This window comes from Sphingomonas sp. SUN039, from assembly GCF_024758725.1.
Classification (GTDB): Bacteria; Pseudomonadota; Alphaproteobacteria; order Sphingomonadales; family Sphingomonadaceae; genus Sphingomonas_O.
In genome coordinates this window covers 1,098,755-1,119,744 of record NZ_CP096972.1, presented here as the reverse complement: position 1 = coordinate 1,119,744, position 20,990 = coordinate 1,098,755, and the positions used below count along the sequence as shown (strand labels likewise).

16 protein-coding genes and 1 tRNA gene are annotated in these 20,990 nt (G+C 62.9%); 13 read left to right on the top strand and 4 right to left on the bottom strand.

Going from position 1 to position 20,990, the window contains the following annotated elements; translation table 11 throughout:
- Window positions 1–122 precede the first annotated feature (122 nt).
- Window positions 123–503 (bottom strand): nuclear transport factor 2 family protein, encoded by a 381-nt coding sequence (locus M0209_RS05480; RefSeq protein WP_258887281.1) that lies wholly within the window; start codon window positions 501–503, stop codon window positions 123–125.
- A gap of 115 nt (window positions 504–618) precedes the next feature.
- Here M0209_RS05480 and M0209_RS05475 point away from each other — a divergent pair, with 115 nt between their 5' ends.
- Window positions 619–1,392: an SDR family NAD(P)-dependent oxidoreductase gene (locus M0209_RS05475; RefSeq protein ID WP_258887280.1), complete on the top strand. Its 774-nt coding sequence runs from the start codon at window positions 619–621 to the stop codon at window positions 1,390–1,392.
- On the opposite strand, the gene M0209_RS05470 is transcribed toward M0209_RS05475, so the two are convergent.
- Window positions 1,382–3,667 (bottom strand): TonB-dependent receptor, encoded by a 2,286-nt coding sequence (locus M0209_RS05470; RefSeq protein WP_258887279.1) that lies wholly within the window; start codon window positions 3,665–3,667, stop codon window positions 1,382–1,384. The two genes, M0209_RS05475 and M0209_RS05470, sit on opposite strands and share 11 nt — an antisense overlap.
- Window positions 3,668–3,921: 254 nt before the next feature.
- Between M0209_RS05470 and M0209_RS05465 the strand changes: the two genes are divergently transcribed.
- The 10 genes from M0209_RS05465 (at window position 3,922) to M0209_RS05420 (ending at window position 17,527) form a co-directional block, all read left to right on the top strand.
- Window positions 3,922–5,466, top strand: a complete 1,545-nt coding sequence (locus tag M0209_RS05465; protein ID WP_258887278.1) for an AMP-binding protein — start codon at window positions 3,922–3,924, stop codon at window positions 5,464–5,466.
- Window positions 5,467–5,900: 434 nt separating this feature from the next.
- The gene (locus M0209_RS05460; RefSeq protein WP_408988227.1) at window positions 5,901–7,379 is read left to right on the top strand and encodes an acyl-CoA carboxylase subunit beta; all 1,479 of its coding nucleotides are present in this window, start codon (window positions 5,901–5,903) and stop codon (window positions 7,377–7,379) included.
- 11 nt (window positions 7,380–7,390) lie between these two features.
- A complete protein-coding gene (scpA, locus tag M0209_RS05455; RefSeq protein ID WP_258887277.1) occupies window positions 7,391–9,535 on the top strand; it encodes a methylmalonyl-CoA mutase in 2,145 nt (714 codons plus the stop codon).
- Window positions 9,532–10,542 (top strand): biotin synthase BioB, encoded by a 1,011-nt coding sequence (gene bioB / locus M0209_RS05450; RefSeq protein ID WP_258887276.1) that lies wholly within the window; start codon window positions 9,532–9,534, stop codon window positions 10,540–10,542. The genes scpA and bioB overlap by 4 nt, the downstream gene beginning before the upstream one ends.
- A complete protein-coding gene (locus M0209_RS05445) occupies window positions 10,539–11,288 on the top strand; it encodes an electron transfer flavoprotein subunit beta/FixA family protein (protein WP_258887275.1) in 750 nt (249 codons plus the stop codon). Before bioB ends, M0209_RS05445 begins: the two co-directional genes overlap by 4 nt.
- Window positions 11,285–12,214, top strand: coding sequence for an electron transfer flavoprotein subunit alpha/FixB family protein (locus tag M0209_RS05440; RefSeq protein ID WP_258887274.1), 930 nt, complete (start codon window positions 11,285–11,287; stop codon window positions 12,212–12,214). Before M0209_RS05445 ends, M0209_RS05440 begins: the two co-directional genes overlap by 4 nt.
- A gap of 49 nt (window positions 12,215–12,263) precedes the next feature.
- Entirely contained in the window at window positions 12,264–13,466 is a 1,203-nt protein-coding gene (sucC, locus tag M0209_RS05435; RefSeq protein ID WP_258887273.1) for an ADP-forming succinate--CoA ligase subunit beta, read from the top strand.
- Complete coding sequence (gene sucD, locus M0209_RS05430; RefSeq protein ID WP_258889573.1) at window positions 13,463–14,359, top strand: succinate--CoA ligase subunit alpha; 897 nt, start codon at window positions 13,463–13,465, stop codon at window positions 14,357–14,359. The genes sucC and sucD overlap by 4 nt, the downstream gene beginning before the upstream one ends.
- 4 nt (window positions 14,360–14,363) lie before the next feature.
- The gene (locus tag M0209_RS05425) at window positions 14,364–16,385 is read left to right on the top strand and encodes an acetyl/propionyl/methylcrotonyl-CoA carboxylase subunit alpha (protein WP_258887272.1); all 2,022 of its coding nucleotides are present in this window, start codon (window positions 14,364–14,366) and stop codon (window positions 16,383–16,385) included.
- Between the two features lie 140 nt (window positions 16,386–16,525).
- Window positions 16,526–17,527, top strand: coding sequence for a nucleotidyltransferase domain-containing protein (locus M0209_RS05420; protein ID WP_258887271.1), 1,002 nt, complete (start codon window positions 16,526–16,528; stop codon window positions 17,525–17,527).
- Window positions 17,528–17,894: 367 nt separating this feature from the next.
- On the opposite strand, the gene M0209_RS05415 is transcribed toward M0209_RS05420, so the two are convergent.
- Both M0209_RS05415 and M0209_RS05410 read right to left on the bottom strand, forming a co-directional pair.
- A tRNA-Glu gene (locus M0209_RS05415) sits at window positions 17,895–17,969 on the bottom strand.
- A gap of 43 nt (window positions 17,970–18,012) precedes the next feature.
- Entirely contained in the window at window positions 18,013–19,131 is a 1,119-nt protein-coding gene (locus tag M0209_RS05410) for a DUF3089 domain-containing protein (protein ID WP_258887270.1), read from the bottom strand.
- 52 nt (window positions 19,132–19,183) lie between these two features.
- Between M0209_RS05410 and gatC the strand changes: the two genes are divergently transcribed.
- Both gatC and gatA read left to right on the top strand, forming a co-directional pair.
- Window positions 19,184–19,471, top strand: coding sequence for an Asp-tRNA(Asn)/Glu-tRNA(Gln) amidotransferase subunit GatC (gene gatC / locus M0209_RS05405; protein WP_258887269.1), 288 nt, complete (start codon window positions 19,184–19,186; stop codon window positions 19,469–19,471).
- On the top strand, window positions 19,472–20,953 hold the full coding sequence (gatA, locus tag M0209_RS05400) for an Asp-tRNA(Asn)/Glu-tRNA(Gln) amidotransferase subunit GatA (RefSeq protein WP_258887268.1): 1,482 nt from the start codon (window positions 19,472–19,474) through the stop codon (window positions 20,951–20,953).
- Window positions 20,954–20,990 lie beyond the last annotated feature (37 nt).

Here is a 20,990-nt window from a genome sequence, read left to right as displayed (position 1 = left end):
CTTCGCGTAACGGTTCCACTACGGTGAAACCGGTGCATTCGGGATAACCTCCGACGTGACCTGGAAAACAGCCGCAAAACGCACCCCAGAACCGCAGACCTTCATGTGCATATGTCTGCTCCTCATCCCGCGATCGGCGTCGATTGGAATGCCACCAACCGCCACATCCCATCGGTCCGGCCCCAGACGCTCATGACGCGGTTCCTGAGCGCCTTGGCAGCACCCTCGACGGAAACATTCGTGGCCATCCCTCCGGTAAGCAAAGCGACGTCGGGCGCGAGTTCGGTGACGACTTGCTCCGTCCAGTCGATGCCGATGTAGACGATCCGCCCTCCGGCCATCTTGGTCAGATACGTCCGCTTGTCATCGACCACCCCCGTCGCATGCGCGAATTGCAGCCGCGGATCGAGGATTGCGTCGAGCACTGCTGCGTCATTGGCGAGCATGGCGGCGCAGCGCTGTTGCTCGGCCGCGCGGACTGCCGCGGCAAGGCTTTCGGTCATGCATGCATCCTCGGATTTGCTGTGTTTTTGCTATGCTGAAAAACGACAATGCACAAGCGCATTGACGATAATCATGCGACTGGCCAGTCACTGCGTGAGGGTGCAAGGAACGGACATGAACAGATTCCATGACAAGGTGGCCATCGTCACCGGCGGCTCGAACGGCATCGGCGCGGCGATTGTGGCGCGGCTGGTTGCCGAAGGCGCGAAGGTCATCATTGCCGACCTTGCGCCGCCGGCAACGCTGCATGATGCCGTGCGCTTCGTACGCACCGACGTGGCCATCGCCGCCGATGTGCCGGCTGCCGTGGCGGCAGCGCTCGCGGCTTGGGGCCGTCTCGATGTGCTGGTCAACAACGCCGGGATAGGCGCGCTTGCCGAAACCGCTGACATGGCAGAGGAACTCTGGGACCGGGTTTTCGCAGTCAATATCCGGTCGGTCTATTTGTTCTGCCGCGCTGCCATTCCGGCGATGCGGGGGCAGGGCGGGGCGATCGTCAACATCGCGTCGATCTCGGGCCTCGTCGGCGATTATGGCATGGGCGCGTATAATGCGTCCAAGGGCGCGGTGATCAACTATACACGTTCCTTGGCTCTGGACTGCGCGCGCGACGGCATCCGGGTAAACGCATTATGTCCGGGGCTGATCGAAACCGCGATCATCGGCGCAACACTGGCGACCGAAGAGGGACGCGCTGCCTGGCTGACGCCGATCCCGCTTGGGCGCCCGGGCACGCCCCAAGAGATGGCCAGCGTCGTCGCCTTTCTCGCGTCGGACGACGCCGCCTATATGACTGGATCGATCCTCACGGCCGACGGGGGTGTGACCGCGCACACCGGCCAGCCCAACATCCCGCTTCGCCAGAGACTGCGCGACGCTAAAACTTGAACCCTGCGCGCACGCCATAGGTCGCGGGCTCGTTACCTTGCGAGTAATCGCCGAACGCGCCGCCCGACAGGACGAAATTATAGCGCGTATTGGTGATGTTATCGCCGTAGACGCCGAAAGTGTAATGCCCGCTCGGATCGGTCCAGTTCACCTGCGCGTTCAGCAATGCATAGCCGTCCTGGCGATAGCGTTGCGTATTGGCGAGCGCAGGGTTCGCGAGCAGCCCATATAAGGATGGATTGGCGACAACGTAGGATGACGTGTAGCTTCCGTTCGCCGACAGTGCCAGTTTGCCACCCGCCAGATCGGTCTCGTAATTGAACCCCAGATTTGCGGTAAACGATGGCGCGCGGGCCATTTGCTGCCCTGTCCAGTTCTGGACCTGACCGGTGACGTTGAGACCGGTCGTGGCGTTGAATCCGGTGCCCGTCGCGTTGGAAAAGTCGGTGTAGCGTGCGTGGATATACGAAGCACCGGCGCGGACGCTGAGCTGCGGCGTCGGGGTGTAGGTGACTTGTGCTTCGGCGCCGTAACTCTCGGCCTTTTTGGCGTTGCTGATCAGCTGGACGACGCTGTTGGGAACGATCGGGTTGGGGATGGAAACGCCGACCTGCAAATCGCGGAAGTCATAATAATAGATGGCGGCATCCAGACGCCAGGTCGGTGACGCCGTTTTGAACCCAAGCTCGAAAGCACGCAGCTTTTCGGGGTTGATCGGGATCACAAGTCCAGGGTTGGGTAGCACCGTCGTGTTGAAAACCCCCGCCCGGAACCCTTCCGAATAGGACGCATAAATGTTCGTTCGCGGTGCGATTTCGTAGCGCAGCACGGCCCGCGGCGTTACCGAACTGAACGTGGCCGAGTTGCTGGCTGGCGGAGCAATGGCGGTTACCGTCCCCGGCACCTCATAATAGCTGATGCCGCGCTTTTCGTTGCTGTAGCGCAGACCGCCGGTGAGAAACAGGCGGTCGGAGATGTGCCATGTGCCGTCGATGTAAAACGCATAGGACCGTGATGTCAGGCGGATGAACTGGCTGCGCTGAAGCCCGGCAGGCGTGACGGAGCCGGCATAGCTCTCGCCCCCGTCCACGCGCAGCTTGTCGTCATAGAAAAAAGCGCCGACGATCAGGTCGAGGCGATCGATCGCCTTGATGCTATAGTCGAGCGTCTGCTGAACCGTATATTCGCGGATGTTGTTCGATACCGACTGCGTTATGACCGGTTTGCTGGCGTCAAAATCGAACGTCGAATGGCTCAGGCGCGTGGCATAACCCGTGTACGATGTGAGCGTGCCGATGCCTGTTTCGAGCACGATCTTGGCTGTGGCTTCGGTTGCGCGCGCTTTGGCATCGGCCGGAATAGTGGGCGATGCCGTGTCGCGGAGCGTCGCGCGTGCGGGCGGGGTGGGAATGAACGATGCGGGAAACGCATTGATCGTATAGAGGAGCCCGCGCGAGTCTTCGACGAAGCCGTGATTCAAGCCGAGCGTGACGCTGAGGTTGTCGGTCGGTGTCAGCAGCAATTTCGCCCGGAGCGACAAATTTTTCTGCGGCGCGGCGTTGGTGTCGTCGGCTGCCGACAACGGATCGGCCCCGATGTCGCGAATATACCCGTCGCTCGTGCGGTAATAGGCGGCCAGGCCCAGTGCGATCTTGTCGCCGAGCGGACCCGAGACATAGCCCTGCAGCCGCAAATCGTTGAAGCGCCCATAGGATGCCTGGCCACTTGCAGTAAACTCCTTCGCCGGGGCCAGCGTGTCGATAACAATCGCGCCGCCCGTCGCGTTGCGTCCATACAAGGTGCCTTGCGGCCCCTTGAGAACCTGAACACTGGCCAAATTCGCAAAGTCTCCGTTGATCGTCACCATATCGGGTTGGTAAAAACCATCGACATAGACCGCGACATTGTTCTCGAACCCGAAGCCGAGTGTCAGCGTCGTAATACCGCGGATCGCCGGTTGGGTGAACGCGCCCGCGCGGTTGATCTGGACGCTAGTGGCCACCTGACCGAGATCGGTCATGTGCTGGACCCCTGATTTTGCCAGCGTGTCGCCCGTCAGCGCCACAATAGCGACGGGCACATCCTCGAGCCGCTCTGCGCGGCGCTGGGCGGTGACGATAATGTCCCCGGCACCGACTGCATCGGCGCCCTGAGTATCGGCCTGCGGTGGCGCAGTGGCCGTCTGGGCATAAGCGACGCCCGCCGTCAGGGCAGACAGAGCACCGCCAACCCGCAACACCGTCGATAGGGCTCGACCCATATAATATCTCGACATCCCACGCTCCTCATCCCGAATTTATACTTCTAGGCAGAATTTAGCGCTCAGCTCGGCTCTGACGGCCGACTTCTTGGAGCATATTAAAGACACAAGCGATGTGCAATAAGATTCAATGCACGTGTTGCATTGCGTTTTGGGGATGAGCATGTGTTGCGGCATCAAAGGTGTTACCCGGGCTGACACGCTTGAAAATAATGCACATGTAGCTATGCATAAAATTGCCCGACAGGGTGTATCGGTGAGGATCAAGGATGGCTCCAGAATTGTTTCGATCGGTGCTCGGCACCGACTTGCTGGCCCACGCCCTGAACCGCGATCTGGACCGCACGGTCCTGATGCTGGCCGACGGAACCAGGCTGACGGCAGGCGCGCTGCGCGACTCGGTCAGCAGATGCCAGCAGGTCTTCGAGGCGATGTCGCCGCGCCCCGCGCGCGCGGCCGTGCTTGCGCGCAACCGGATCGAAGTGCCGGGCGTCATGACGGCGCTGTCATTTGCCGGTGTTGTCGCGACGGCGCTTCACCCAATGGGCGCGCTTGAGGACTACCTCTATGTTCTCGACGATGCCGCGATCGACCTGCTCATCTACGACGGCGATCATTATGAGGATGTCGCCATCGCGCTGAAAGAACGGGCACCCAGTCTGCGTCACGTCGTCGCGCTGGGCGGGGAGGGCGCCGAATCGCTCGACCGCATGGCAGCCGCCTTTGAGGCTCATGTGCTCGTTGCCCCGACCGCCGATCCCGAGGCTTTGGCGCGGATCGCCTATTCGGGCGGCACGACCGGCAAGCCCAAGGGGATCATGATTTCGCATCGCGGCATCGTGACGTCGGCGCTGATCCAGCTGACAGAATGGGAATGGCCCGCCCAGATCCGCCATCTGATTTGTGCGCCCCTGAGCCATGCCGGGGCAGCCGTGCTTACGGCAATCCTGATGAAGGGCGGGTCGATGGTGGTCCTGCCCGGTTTCGACCCCGTTCGTGTCATGGAGGCGATCGAACTGCACCGGATCACTTCGGTGCTGATGGTGCCAACGATGGTGCTGGCGCTGATCGATCATCCGCGCTTCGGCGAATTCGATCTCTCGAGCCTCGAAATCGTCTTTTACGGAGCGTCGGCCTTTCCGGCGGCGCGGCTGAAGGACGCGATCGGCAAGCTCGGGCCGATCTTCTTTCAATTCTATGGCCAGGCCGAGGCCCCGATGTCGGTCACGCTACTGCGTCGCGATGAACATCTGGTCGGTGACCCGCTGCGCCTCGCGTCCTGCGGGAGGCCGACGCCCTGGGTTCGGGTCGCGCTGATGGACGACGCGATGCTCGAAGTCGCCGACGGAGAGCCCGGAGAAATCTGCGTGCAGGGGCCGCTGCTGATGAAGGGCTATCTCAACAAGCCCGAGGAAACCGACGTGGCTTTCGCGAATGGCTGGCTGCACACCGGCGATGTTGCGATCCGCAGCGACGACGGTTTCCTTCGGATCGTCGATCGCAAGAAGGACATGATCGTGACAGGCGGCTTCAACGTATTCGCGCGCGAGGTCGAAGATGTCCTTGTCAGCCATCCCGCCGTGCGTCAGGCGGCCGTCATCGGGATCCCCGATCCAAGATGGGGTGAGACGGTAAAGGCCGTGGTCGTGATCGACCCCGAGCAGAGCGTCACGCCCGAAGAGTTGATCGCCCTCGTCCGTGATCGCAAGGGATCGGTGCAGGCGCCGAAAAGCGTCGATTTCGTTGACGTCATTCCGCTGTCGCCCCTCGGTAAGCCAGACAAAAAGGCCCTTCGCGCGCGCTATGTCGAATGACGCCTGCGGGCCGCTTATTAAATAGATTGCATCTCTAGCGATTCATTATGTATTGGTCGGGCGGGCCAGTTTCTGCCGTCGGATTTAGCGACGTGAGAGCGGGCCCGCTTCGCGGTCAGGCAGGCCGATCTGGGAAGGAATGGCGGGGATGAAAGTCGATTGGGTAGCAAAGATGTCAGCGGATGCCCGATCGCTGGGCGGGAAGCCCTGCGACAATTTTCGGCCCGACTTTGTTTCGATTGACTGCATTTGTGGTCACCCGATCAATGAGCACGGGTCTTCGGTCGAAGTCGCGGCCGCGACGCCAAGGAAATTCACAGCCAGATAGGCTGAACCGGGGCCGCCAACGCATCGGTTGTGGCTCGGTTCATGAAATTCGGGAAAATCTGATTTTGCATTTAGCGGACCTGGAACGGCGGCGCGATGCCGCACGTATGGGCGGCGGGCAGAAGCGCATCGACGCGCAGCACGCCAAGGGTCGCCTGACCGCGCGCGAACGATTGGACGTGCTGCTCGACGAGGGGTCGTTCGAGGAACTCGACATGTTCGTCGAGCACAATTGCGCCGACTTCGGCATGGGCGAGCAGAAATTTTCCGGCGATGGCGTCGTGACGGGGTCGGGCACGGTGAACGGCCGTCTGGTGTTCGTCTTCTCGCAGGACTTCACCGTATTCGGCGGCAGCTTGTCCGAACGCCACGCGCAGAAAATCTGCAAGGTGATGGACATGGCGATGAAAGTCGGCGCGCCGGTCATCGGCCTGAACGACAGCGGCGGCGCCCGCATTCAGGAGGGCGTGGCCAGCCTCGGCGGCTATGCCGAAGTGTTCCAGCGCAACGTGCTCGCGAGCGGCGTCGTGCCGCAATTGAGTCTTATCATGGGGCCATGCGCGGGCGGCGCGGTCTATTCGCCGGCGATGACCGACTTCATCTTCATGGTGAAAGACTCGAGTTACATGTTCGTGACCGGTCCTGACGTCGTGAAGACGGTGACGAACGAGGTTGTCACCCAAGAGGCACTGGGCGGAGCCGTGACGCACACGACCAAGTCGGGCGTGGCCGACAATGCCTTCGACAACGATATCGAGGCGCTGCTCGCGGCCCGCGACTTCGTGGACTTTTTGCCGGAGAACAACCGCGCGCCGGTGCCCGAACGCCCGACGGCGGACGATTGGGACCGGATCGAGCCGTCGCTGGATACGATCATCCCCGACAGCGCCGCCCAGCCGTACGACATGCACGAAGTCATCCGGAAGACGGTCGACGAGGGTGACTTCTTCGAGCTGCAACCTGCGCATGCGGGCAACATCCTGATCGGATTTGCGCGGATCGAGGGGCGCACCGTGGGCGTGGTCGCCAATCAGCCGATGGTGCTGGCCGGGTGCCTCGATATCAACTCGTCGAAAAAGGCCGCGCGCTTCGTGCGGTTCTGCGATGCGTTCGACATTCCGATCGTGACTTTCGTGGACGTGCCGGGCTTCCTGCCGGGCGTCGCGCAGGAGCACAGCGGCATCATCAAGCACGGCGCGAAACTGTTGTTCGCCTATGCCGAGGCGACCGTGCCGAAGATCACCGTCATCACGCGCAAGGCCTATGGCGGGGCATACGACGTCATGGCGTCGAAGCACTTGCGCGGCGACCTCAACTACGCCTGGCCGACCGCCGAGATCGCGGTGATGGGTGCGAAGGGTGCGGTCGAGATCATCTTCCGGGGCAAAACCACTGAGGAGATCGCCGAGCGCACGGCGGAGTACGAGGCGCGGTTCGCCAACCCGTTCGTGGCGGCGAGCAAGGGATTTATCGACGAGGTCATCATGCCGCACTCGACCCGGCGACGGGTGGCGCTGGGGCTGCGCAAACTGCGGAACAAGAACCTCGAGAATCCGTGGAAGAAGCATGATAATATTCCGCTTTAGGGACATGCCTCATGCCTGACCGCAAAGACTGGGAAGCGCTCGCCGCCAAAGAGGTGAAGGGCAAATCGCTCGACTGGGCGACGCCCGAGGGCTTCACGATCAAGCCGCTCTACACCGCAGAGGACAGCGCCAATCCCGGTCTGCCCGGTTTCGCCCCGTTCACGCGCGGCGTGCGGGCGAGCATGTATGCAGGGCGTCCCTGGACGATCCGGCAATATGCAGGGTTCTCCACTGCCGAGGAAAGTAACGCCTTCTACCGCCGTAATCTGGCCGCCGGGCAAAAGGGGCTGAGCGTCGCCTTCGACCTCGCCACGCACCGCGGCTACGACAGCGACCACCCCCGCGTCGTCGGCGACGTCGGCAAGGCGGGCGTCGCGATCGACAGCGTCGAGGACATGAAGATCCTGTTCGACGGCATCCCGCTCGACCAGATGTCGGTCAGCATGACGATGAACGGCGCGGTCATCCCGATCCTCGCCTTCTTCATCGTCGCGGGCGAGGAACAGGGCGTGCCGCAGGCGCAGCTCGACGGGACGATCCAGAACGACATCCTGAAGGAGTTCATGGTCCGCAACACGTACATCTACCCGCCCGAACCATCGATGCGGATCATCTCCGACATCATCGCCTACACCTCGGCCAACATGCCGAAATTCAACAGCATTTCGATCAGCGGCTATCACATGCACGAGGCCGGCGCGACGGCGGTTCAGGAACTCGCCTTCACCATTGCGGACGGCAAGGAATATGTCGTGCGCGCCATCGAAAGCGGCCTCGACATCGATGCGTTCGCGGGGCGGCTGAGCTTCTTCTTCGGCATCGGCATGAACTTCTTCATGGAAGTGGCGAAGCTCCGCGCGGCGCGCACCCTGTGGCACCGGGTCATGGATGGGCTGGGCGCGAAGGACGAGCGCAGCAAGATGCTCCGCACCCACTGCCAAACGTCGGGCGTGTCGCTGCAGGAGAGCGACCCGTATAACAACGTCATCCGCACCACTGTCGAGGCGATGGCGGCGACGCTCGGCGGCACCCAGTCGCTGCACACCAACGCGCTCGACGAGGCGATTGCGCTCCCCACCGAATTCAGCGCCCGCATCGCGCGCAACACGCAGATCGTGCTGGCCGAGGAGACCGGGATCACCCGCGTCGTCGATCCGCTCGGCGGCAGTTATTACGTCGAGGCGCTGACGAGCGAACTCACAGAGCAAGCATGGAAGATCATCGGCGAGGTCGATGACCTCGGCGGCATGACCAAGGCGGTCGCGACCGGCATGCCGAAACGACTGATCGAGGAAGCCGCCGCCGCCCGGCAAGCCCGCGTCGACAAGGGCGAGGACGTCATCGTCGGGGTCAACAAGTACAAGCCCGAAAACGCCGACAACATCGACTTCCTCGACGTCGATAATGTAAAGGTCCGCGAGGGCCAGGTCGCCCGGATCGCGGCGACCAAGGCGGCGCGCGGTGAGGCGGCGTGTCAGGCAGCATTGGCGGCGCTGACCGAGGGGGCGAAGGGCGGCGAGAACCTGCTCGCCCTCGCCGTCACTGCCGCCCGCGCACGCGCGACGCTCGGCGAAATCTCGGACGCGATGGAGCTGGTGTTCGGCCGCTACGCCACCACCCCTGAGCCGGTGCGCGGCATTTATGGCAGCGCGCACGAATTCGACGCGGCCTGGGCGCGCGTCACAGACGGTGTCGAGGCGACCACCCGTCGCCTCGGCCACAAGCCTCGCGTGCTGATCGCCAAAATGGGCCAAGACGGGCATGACCGCGGCGCAAACGTGGTCGCGAGCGCGTTTGCCGACATGGGCTTTGACGCGATCAGCGGCCCGCTGTTCCAGACACCCGAGGAGACGCTGGCGCTGGCATTGGAGCGCAACGTCGACGCCATCGGCGCGTCGAGCTTAGCTGCGGGGCACAAGACGCTGATCCCCGAACTCATCCGGCTTTTGCGCGAGGCCGGGCGTAGCGACGTCAAGGTTTTCGCCGGCGGCGTCATCCCCCCGCAGGATTACCAGTTCCTCCGCGACGCAGGCGTGGTCGGGATTTACGGGCCGGGCAGCAACATCGTCGAATGCGCAGCGGACGTGCTGCGACTGCTGGGGCATAATATGCCGCCTGAGGGCCAAGGACTAGAGCCTCGCGAGGCAGCGGAATGACACGCACCGACTGGACCCGTGCCGACGTTGCCGCGTTGTTCGACTTGCCCTTCGACGATCTCATGTTCCGCGCGCAAACTGTTCACCGCCAGCACCATGCGCCGGGCGAGGTTCAACTTTGCACGCTGCTCTCGATCAAGACCGGCGGCTGTCCCGAGGATTGCGGCTATTGCTCGCAAAGCGTGAAGGCGGACAGCGGGCTTAAGGCCGACAAGCTGATGGACGTGACCGCCGTCCTCGCCAGCGCCGCCGAGGCGAAGGCCGCGGGCAGCCAGCGCTTCTGCATGGGCGCCGCGTGGCGCGAGCCCAAGGACCGCGACATGGACGCCATTGTGGAGATGGTGTCCGGCGTTCGCGCGATGGGGCTGGAAACCTGCATGACGCTCGGCATGCTGACCGCCGATCAGGCGCGGCGGCTGGCCGAGGCGGGCCTCGATTACTACAACCATAACATCGACACCTCGCCCGAAAATTACGGCAACGTCATCACCACGCGCACTTTTCAGGAACGCCTCGACACGCTGAGCGAAGTCCGCGCCGCGGGGATCAGCGTGTGCTGCGGCGGCATCGTCGGCATGGGCGAGACGCGGGCCGACCGGGTGGGTTTCGTCCACGCGCTCGCCACCCTGCCGCAGCATCCCGAAAGCGTGCCGGTCAACGCGCTGGTCCCGGTCAAGGGCACAGTGCTGGGCAACATGCTCGCCGACACGCCGCTGGCGAAGATCGACGACATCGAATTCGTCCGCACCGTCGCCGTCGCGCGGATCACCATGCCGCGCAGCATGGTCCGCCTGAGCGCGGGCCGCGAAAGCGTGAGCGAGGCGACGCAAGCCTTGTGTTTCATGGCGGGTGCGAATTCGATCTTTACCGGCGACAAGCTGCTGACCACCGGCAATGCAGGCGGCGGCGCGGACGCGGCGCTGTTCGCGAAACTAGGGCTGAAGCCGATGGTGGCGGAAGAACCGATGCGTGCATCAATCAAGATCGGAAGCGGAGAAAGCGAATGAAAATCCTCGTCCCCGTGAAACGGGTCATCGACTATAACGTGAAGCCCCGCGTGAAGGCGGACGGCAGCGGTGTCGATCTGGCCAACGTCAAGATGAGCATGAACCCGTTCGACGAGATCGCGGTCGAGGAAGCCATTCGCCTGAAGGAAAAGGGCGTCGCGACCGAAATCATCGCCGTCAGCATCGGCGAACAGAAGTCGCAGGAAACGCTGCGCACCGCGCTCGCCATGGGTGCCGATCGCGCGATCCTGATCGTCAGCGAAACCGAAGTCGAGCCGCTGGGCGTGGCCAAGCTGCTTGCGAAGGTCGTCGAGGAGGAAGCTCCCGGCCTCGTCATCCTCGGCAAGCAAGCAATCGATGACGATTCGAACCAGGTCGGCCAGATGCTTGCCGCGCTGACGGGCCGTCCGCAGGGCACGTTTGCGAGCGCGGTTGTCGTCGAAGGCGACAGCGTGACCGTCACCCGCGAGGTCGATGGCGGGCTTGAAACCGTCAAGCTGGCGACCCCTGCCATTGTCACCACCGACCTGCGCCTGAATGAGCCGCGCTACGCGTCGCTGCCCAACATCATGAAGGCCAAGTCCAAACTAATGGCGCAGAAGACACCGGCCGATTACGGCGTGGATGTCGCACCGCGCCTGACGACGCTGAAGGTCGTCGAACCGCCCAAGCGCACCGCCGGGATCAAGGTCGCCGACGTCGATGCGCTGGTCGCCAAACTCAAGGACATGGGAGTCGCAGCATGAAGACCTTGGTCTGGGTTGAATATGATGCCGCGGGCATCAAGGACGCCACATTGTCGGCGATAACCGCCGCGTCGCAACTGGGCGAAGTCCATCTGATCGTCGCGGGCAAGGGTATCGACGGCGTTGCCGCCGACGCCGCCAGGATCGCGGGCGTGGGCAAGGTGCATGTCGCCGACGATGCCGCGTTCGACCATGCACTCGCCGAAAACGTGGCTCCTCTGATCGTCGAACTGATGGGCCATCACGACGCCTTCGTCGCGCCCGCCACGGCCAATGGCAAGAACATCGCGCCCCGCGTGGCCGCCCTGCTCGACGTGATGCAGATCAGCGAAATCCTGTCGGTCGAAAGTGCCGATACCTTCACGCGCCCCACGTACGCGGGCAACGCCATCGCGACCGTCCAGTCGAGCGACGCGAAGAAAGTCATCACCGTGCGCGGCACCTCGTTCGCGAAGGCCGAACGCAGCGGCGGCAGCGGCACGGTCGAGGCGGTCGCCTCGACCGGTGACAAGGGGCTGTCGAGCTTCGTGGGCGCCGAGCTGTCGAAGTCCGACCGCCCCGAACTGGCCAGCGCCAAGATTATCGTCTCGGGCGGTCGCGCGCTGCAGAACAGCGAGAACTTCCACAGCCTAATCGAACCGCTCGCCGATAAACTCGGCGCGGGCGTCGGTGCGAGCCGCGCGGCAGTCGATGCGGGCTATGTCCCCAACGACTATCAGGTCGGCCAGACCGGCAAGATCGTCGCCCCCGAGGTCTATATCGCCGTCGGCATCTCGGGCGCGATCCAGCACCTTGCGGGCATGAAGGACAGCAAGACGATCATCGCGATCAACAAGGACGAGGACGCGCCGATTTTTCAGGTCGCGGACATCGGCCTGGTTGGGGATCTGTTCAAGATCGTGCCGGAGTTGACGGAGAAACTGTGATCGCGGGTCGAACGCAGAACCAATCCTACTTTCCAGGTCAACCGATCTTATGAACATCCATGAATATCAGGCCAAGGAACTGCTGGCCAAGTTCGGCGTCCCTGTTCCCATCGGCTATGCCGCGATGTCGGTCGACGAAGCCGTTGCCGCATCGGCCAAGCTGCCTGGGCCGCTTTATGTGGTGAAGGCACAGATTCATGCCGGTGGCCGCGGCAAGGGCAAGTTCAAGGAACTGGGCCCCGATGCCAAGGGCGGTGTGCGACTGGCCAAGTCTGCCGATGAGGTTCGTGCCGCCGCGGCCGATATGCTCGGCAACACGCTGGTGACGATCCAGACGGGCGACGCGGGCAAGCAGGTCAACCGGCTGTACGTCACCGACGGCGTCGACATCGCCAAGGAATTCTACCTCGCGCTGCTGGTCAACCGCGCATCAGGGCGCATCGGCATGGTCGTTTCGACCGAAGGCGGCATGGATATCGAAGCGGTCGCGCATGACACGCCCGAAAAGATCGAGACACTCGACATCGACCCGGCGACCGGCTTCATGCCGCACCACGGGCGTGCGGTTGCGGCGGCGCTCGGATTATCGGGTGATCTTGCGAAGCAGGCGGCGAACGTCGCGTCGAAGCTGTACGACGCCTTCCTCGGCACCGATGCCGAACAGATCGAAATCAACCCGCTCGCGGTGACGAACGACGGCAAGCTGCTGGTGCTCGATGCCAAGGTCGCCTTCGACGGCAATGCCATGTTCCGCCACAAGGATCTGGCCGAGCTGCGCGACCTGACCGAGGAAGACCCAGCCGAGATCGAAGCGTCGAAATACGACCTCGCCTATATCAAGCTCGACGGAAATATCGGCTGCATGGTCAATGGCGCGGGCCTTGCCATGGCGACGATGGATATCATCAAGCTCAACGGCGAGTTCCCCGCGAACTTCCTCGACGTCGGCGGCGGCGCCACGACCGAAAAGGTGACGGCCGCGTTCAAGATCATCCTGCAAGACCCGGCGGTGAAGGGAATCCTTGTCAACATTTTCGGCGGGATCATGAAATGCGACATCATTGCCGACGGCATTGTTGCTGCGGCAAAGGAGGTCAATCTTTCGGTGCCGCTCGTCGTGCGCCTGGAAGGCACCAACGTGCAGCAGGGCAAGGACATCCTCGCCAATTCGGGCCTGCCGATCATGGCAGCGAACGATTTGGGCGATGCCGCGAAGAAGATTGTCGCCGAAGTCAGAAAGGCAGCATGTTGAGTATTCTTGTCGACAAGAACACCAAGGTCATCACACAGGGGATGACCGGCAAGACCGGTGAGTTCCACACGCTGGCCGCGCTCGAATATGGGTCGAAAATGGTCGGAGGGGTCACCCCGGGCAAGGGCGGGACGACGCATATCGACCTGCCGGTGTTCGACACGGTGGCCGAAGCAGTCGAGAAGACCGGCGCGACCGCGTCAGTCGTGTACGTGCCGCCGCCCTTTGCTGCAGATTCGATCCTTGAGGCCATTGACGCCGAAGTGCCGCTGATCGTGTGCATCACCGAGGGCATTCCGGTGCAGGACATGGTCAAGGTCAAGCGCTCGCTGTCGGGCAGCAAGTCGCGCCTGATCGGCCCGAACTGCCCCGGCGTGCTGACGCCCGGCGAGTGCAAGATCGGCATCATGCCGGGCTCGATTTTTTCGAAGGGCAGCGTCGGCGTCGTGTCGCGTTCGGGCACTTTGACCTATGAGGCGGTGTTCCAGACGACGGCCGAGGGCCTCGGCCAGACGACGGCGGTCGGCATCGGTGGCGATCCAGTCAACGGGACGAACTTCATCGACGTGCTCGAGCTCTTCCTGGCAGACGACGCGACGAAATCGATCATCATGATCGGCGAAATCGGTGGAGATGCCGAAGAGCAGGCCGCGCAGTTCCTGATCGACGAAGCGAAACGCGGTCGCAAGAAGCCGATGGTCGGGTTCATCGCGGGCCTGACCGCGCCGCCGGGACGTCGCATGGGCCATGCCGGCGCGATCGTGTCGGGCGGCAAGGGCGATGCGGGCAGCAAGATCGCGGCGATGGAAGCTGCGGGTATCATTGTGTCGCCTTCACCATCCGAATTGGGGACGACGCTAAAGGCCGTGCTCGATAACCGAATTGAAGCGTAGGAAGATGTTCACTAAAATCCTCATTGCCAACCGGGGCGAGATCGCCTGTCGGGTCATCCGCACGGCTAAGAAAATGGGCATCGCGACGGTTGCCGTCTATTCGGACGCCGACGCGCGGTCCCCCCATGTCCTGATGGCCGACGAGGCCGTCCATATCGGCCCAGCGCCCGCTGCCGAGAGCTATTTGATCGCCGACAAGATCATCGCGGCGTGCAAGGCGACGGGCGCGGAGGCGGTGCATCCCGGCTATGGGTTCCTGTCCGAACGCACGAGCTTCGCCCAAGTATTGGCCTACAATGGCATCGCTTTCATCGGACCGCCGATCAATGCCATCGCCGCGATGGGCGACAAGATCGAGTCGAAGAAGCTGGCGCTCAAAGCTGGTGTCAACGTCGTCCCCGGCTTCGTCGGCGAGATCGAAAACACCGAACACGCCGTCGAGATCGCCAATGGTATCGGCTATCCGGTGATGATGAAGGCGTCGGCCGGCGGCGGCGGCAAGGGGATGCGGCTGGCGTATAGCGAGGCCGACGTCCGCGAAGGGTTCGAGGCGACCAAACGCGAGGGGCTCGCCAGCTTCGGCGACGACCGGGTCTTCATCGAGAAATTCATCCTCAATCCGCGCCATATCGAAATCCAGATCCTCGGCGATCAGCAGGGCAATATCCTCTACCTCAACGAACGCGAGTGCAGCATCCAGCGGCGGCACCAGAAGGTGGTCGAGGAAGCGCCGTCGCCGTTCGTCACGCCCAAGATGCGTCAAGCGATGGGCGAGCAGTGCGTCGCGCTGGCGCGGGCGGTGGGCTATTATTCGGCTGGCACGGTCGAGCTGATCGTCTCGGGCGCGGACCCGACGGGCGAGAGCTTCTACTTCCTCGAGATGAACACCAGGCTTCAAGTCGAACATCCGGTAACCGAATGCATCACCGGCATCGATCTGGTCGAACAGATGATCCGCGTCGCGGCGGGCGAGTCGCTGGGCTTCGCGCAGGCGGATGTGAAGCTCGAGGGCTGGGCGGTCGAGAACCGTGTCTACGCCGAGGATCCCTATCGCGGGTTCCTGCCCTCGACCGGTCGCCTCGTCCGCTACAATCCGCCCGAAAAGAGCTGGGTAGACGACGGCGACGGCAACAGCCGGCGTGGCGTTGGCGGCGTACGTTTGGACGAAGGCGTGTATGAAGGCGGCGAGGTCAGCCGTTTTTACGACCCGATGATTGCCAAGCTGATCACTTGGGCCCCGACCCGCATGGAAGCCATCGACAAGCAGATCACCGCGCTCGACAGTTTCGAGATCGAGGGCGTCGGTCACAATATCGATTTCGTCAGCGCGATCATGCAGCACCCGCGCTTCCGCTCGGGCGAGATCACCACCGGCTTCATTGCCGAGGAGTATCCCGAGGGCTTCCACGGCGCGCCCGCCTCATCCGAACTGCTCCGCGCCCTGGCTGCCGTCGCCGCGTTCGCCGCAACCGCCGAGGCCGACCGCGCGCGGCGCGTGGACGGGCAGCTCGGCAAACGGCTGCAACCGCCCGCTGACTGGCAGGTGCACGTCGGCGGCGCGGACCATGAAGTCTCGATCAGCCCCGATGGCATTGTCGTCGATGGCGATGAGCTCGACGTCGAACTCGAATATACCCCTGGCGACCGGATCGTATATGCCAACCTTAACGACGCCCCGCTCGCGGTCCGCATCCTTCGCACGCGCGCCGGGTTCAAACTGACAACGCGGGGCGCGTCGCACATCGCCCGCGTGCTCCCTGCGCACGTCGCGCCGCTCAGTGCGCACATGATCGAGAAGATCCCGCCCGACCTCTCGCGCTTCCTGCTCTCGCCGATGCCCGGCCTGCTGACCGCGCTCCACGTCGGCGCCGGCGACAAGGTCGAGGCCGGACAGCCGCTGGCGGTGATCGAGGCGATGAAGATGGAAAACATCCTCCGCGCGGGCAAAACCGGCACGGTGAAGAGCATCAGTGCGGCCCAAGGTGAGAGCCTGAGCGTCGATCAGATCATCCTCGAACTCGATTAGTGATCAACGGCCGTTTATTACTGCTTTGAGGTCGTAAAACGGAGTGACAGCTTCACAAAAGATTTTCGGGCTTTAGCATATACATACAGAATTTATCCCACATATTGACAGATAAAGGAATTGTGGGATAAATCTCATTCATGGCTGCGGTCTTACCTTTTTCCGACGAGCAGGCCCGCCTGCTTGTAAACCTTCGTCAGCGTTACGAAGTGTGGATGGCCGCCGAGCAAACGCTGTCAGTGATGCCCTATGATCTGCGGCGCAAGCTCATCAACGGTAACTACTATCTGTATGAGATTTTTGACCGAAACGGCAACGGCAAGTCGTTAGGCCGCTGGACCGACTCTGCTGCGGAACAGCTCAATGGATACCGCGAAGCAAAAGCGCTTGAAAAGGAACGACGGGACGGTAGCCGCGCTCTGCTCGATGAAAGCGCGCGACTGTATCGGGCACTGAGGCTGCCCTTGCTGTCAAGCGACGCTGGCCCGATCCTGCGCGAGACAGATCGCCGCCAATTGCTCGGCTCCCACCTGTTCGTCGTCGGCACGAATGCTATGCTGGCCTATAGTGTCGAAGCTAACGGCATCATCGTTGCACCGGATGAAACCGAAGATTTCGACTTGGCCTGGGTATCGGAAACGCCTGACGATGGCGAACGTCGCGTTTGGGACCTGCTGAAAGCGGTCGATCCGACCTTTACGATCAACAGCGAGCGCGATTTTCAGGCACGGAATGCCAAGGCCTATGAGGTCGAGCTCCTGGTCGCTCCGTCGCGTGCCACCACGCTCGGGCCCACGGATCGACCAAGACCTATTCCGCTTCCCGAGCAGGAATGGCTCTTGCTCGGTCGGCCCGTCGATCAGGTCGTCGGCTGTCGCGACGGCTCACCTGCGCGCATTGTGGCGCCAGATCCGCGCTGGTTCGCACTTCACAAGCTCTGGATGGCGGCACAGTCAAAGCGCAATCCGCTTAAGCGTCCCAAGGATCGCAAACAGGGTTTGGCGCTTCTCGACGCGATCGCCACGGCAATGCCGCATTATCGGCTAGACACCGAATTCGAGAGGGCTCTGCCCGACGAATTGAAATCGCACTTTTCGCAATGGCAGGATGGCCGACCGACGCTTCCCAAGCCGGAATGGTAAGGTGTGCCCCATTCGCCAGAGGCAGCAAGGCTTTTCTCGGCGAATAGTGCCTGACCCGCTCCCACACTTGGTCGAGAAGAGTAACGCTCGTCGGCGGACACGCGTGGACAGTTCCAAAATAATTGCCAGATTTAATGGAATTTTTCGACAACGATGGACACGCTGGTGCTGGTCAAAAAAGCGCAAGTTCCGCCTCTCGACGGCGGCATAGGGATCCTGCGGGCATATGCGTCGCGCTTAATTCTACTTGTCCGCCAAGACTCCACTTTATTCCTAGAGCGAGCAACCGCGCACCAAGAGCCAAGAATGTATATTAGATATCCATTGGATAAATACGCCGCCAGCAAGTCAAAAATGGCGGAAAAGCTGGTGACCCCTACGGGAATCGAACCCGTGTTTCAGCCGTGAGAGGGCCGCGTCCTAACCGCTAGACGAAGGGGCCGTGCCAGCGAGGCTGCGCCCCTACGCGTTGGCCGCCGCCAAGGTCAAGGTTTTGCAGCGAATGCCGCCAGCCGCCGTGCCGCGTCGGCACGGATGTTTGACCAGAACAGGCTATAGTCGAACACATGGTAATTATTGCCCGGCAGGACATAGCTTTTGATGTCCGCAGGCGATGCTCCGATCAGCAGAAACCCGCGCGCATCGCACCGCGCGGGGATGGTGCCGACCTGCAGGGTGCCATCCTTCAGGTCGCCGGTGGGAATGACCGCACCGAGATTTGCCTTGGCGTCCGCCGCCATATTCGGTGCGCCGGTCAGCGGGTTGGTGCACAGCATCGCCGTCCCCTTGCGCGCGCGACCGTCGAAGCCGGTCGTCGCGTCGTACACATCGGTGATCTGCCTGGTATCGGCGGGTTCGGCGAAGCTCTGCCACGACAGGATGCATCCGCTCTGGTCCGCGGTCGCGCACGCAGGCAGACCCATCGCGGGGATGTCGGTGTCAACAGACACCGGCCAGCCGATGACATAGGCTGCAACGATCCGGGTGGCGATCGGCTTGCCTGCGACCTTCTCGCGCAGCAGCCGTGTCAGGTGCAGTGCGCCCTGACTATGGCCCGCCAGGATGATCGGCCGGTCCATCGGGGCCTGTTCGACGAACGCATCGAAGGCGAGGGCGACATCGCTGTACGCGGCATCGAGCGCCTTTTGCGCCTCCGCCTTGGTGGTCAGGAACGATCCGAACGTCGCCTGACGATATCGCGGGGCCCAGATCGCGCCGACGCCGTTGAACACGCTCGCCTGCCCCTTGATGAAAGTGCGCGCCAGATCTGCCGACGTCTGGTCGTCGAGCGGCGCATTCCACGCGGCGCGCGTCAGATAGCTGGTCGGGTGGACGAAAAACACCGATGCGCCGCGCGCTGCCGGACTCGCCGCGACTCCCGTGGGCCGCCATTCCGCCGGATTGCCGGGGCCGGCATCGGGATGCGCGTACCACATCGCGCGGTCGGAATAGGCGTTCGCTGCCATCGGTCCCTGCACGACGAACGGCGCACCGGGCACGAAGGCCATCCGGATCAGCCGGTCGCTGAACAATGCCCAGACAACCCCCGCGAGAATCACGAGGAACGTCAGGAACGCGACGACATACAGAAACTTGCGGGCCATGCGGGCGTCCAACCGTTGAAGGGGCAGGATGTTGCTGCTAGCGGCCACCCGCATGTCAGTCGATAGCGCAACCGTCCGGAAAATCGCGTCGCTCGCGCGCATCGCCGTCACCGACGATCAGGTCGCGGCGATGGTGCCCGAGCTCAACAACATCCTCGGCTGGATCGAGCAACTCGGCGAAGTCGATACGAAGGATGTCGCGCCGATGACGGCGGTGATCCCCAACACGCTGCGCCTGCGCGACGATATCGTCTCCGACGGCAACGTGCGCGACGCCGTACTCGCCAATGCGCCCGCACCCGAACACGGGTTCTTCGGCGTGCCGAAAGTGATCGAATAAATGTCCGAAGTTACCGACCTTGGTATAGCCGCTATCCGCGACGGTGTGCGCGACGGCGCATTTTCGGCGCGCGAAGTCGCGACCGCGTTTATCGACAAGGTCGCGGCGGCCAAGGCGCTGAACGCATTCCTCGTCGAGACTCCCGATCATGCGCTGGCGGCGGCGGACGCGGCGGATGCGGCGCGCACCTCGGGCGACCTCAAACCCATGTCGGGCGTCCCCATCGGGATGAAGGATCTGTTCTGCACCAAGGGTGTGGCGACGACAGCGGCGAGCGACATTCTCGGCGGCTTTACGCCCCCCTATGAATCGACCGTGTCGGGCAAGCTGTGGGACGCGGGCGCAGGGATGCTCGGCAAGCTCAACATGGACCAGTTCGCCATGGGATCGTCGAACGAGACCAGCGCGTTCGGCAATGTCATTTCGCCGTGGCGGCGCAGCGACGGCGGCAATGCATCGCTTGCGCCGGGCGGTTCGTCCGGTGGGTCGTCGGCCGCGATTTCAGCGCGGCTGTGTCCGGGCGCGACCGGCACCGATACCGGCGGCTCGATCCGCCAGCCTGCCGCCTTCACGGGCATTTCGGGCATCAAGCCCACTTACGGACGCTGCTCGCGCTGGGGCGTGGTCGCCTTCGCCTCCTCGCTTGATCAGGCGGGCGCAATGGCGCGCGACGTGCGCGACTGCGCGATCATGCTGGAGGCCATGGCAGGTTTCGATGCGAAGGATTCGACGTCGCTCGATCTGCCCGTGCCCGACTGGGAGGGCGGCCTGAACGCCAGTCTCAAGGGGAAGCGCATCGGCATTCCGAAGGAATACCGCGTCGATAACATGCCGGCCGAGATCGACGCCCTGTGGGAACGCGGCATTGCCTGGGTCAAGGATGCGGGCGCCGAAGTCGTCGAGGTCAGCCTGCCGCATACGAAATACGCGCTGCCTGCCTATTACATCATTGCCCCTGCCGAGGCGTCGTCGAACCTCGCCCGCTACGACGGCGTTCGATACGGCTTGCGCGACCTGCCCGAAGGGGCGGGGTTGCAGGACATGTACGCCGCCACCCGCGCCGCCGGGTTCGGACCGGAGGTCAAGCGCCGCATCATGATCGGGACTTATGTCCTGTCGGCAGGCTTTTACGACGCATATTTCACACAGGCTTCGAAAGTCCGCACGTTGATCGCGCGCGATTTCGACGAGGCGTGGAAGTCGTGCGACTTGCTGCTCACGCCGACCGCCCCCAGCGCCGCCTTCGCGCTTGGCGAAAAGAGCGCCGACCCGCTGGCGATGTACCTCAACGATGTGTTCACGGTGCCGAGTTCGCTCGCGGGTCTGCCGGCCATGTCGGTCCCCGGCGGGCTCGACGCGCAGGGCCTGCCGCTCGGGCTTCAGGTGATCGGCAAGGCGCTCGACGAACAGGGCGTGCTGAACGCCTGCCTCGCGATCGAGCAACGCGCGGGGTTCAATGCGCGGCCGGAGGCTTGGTGGTAATTGCGTGCCCCTCCTTGATGTGTTACCAGGAGTAACA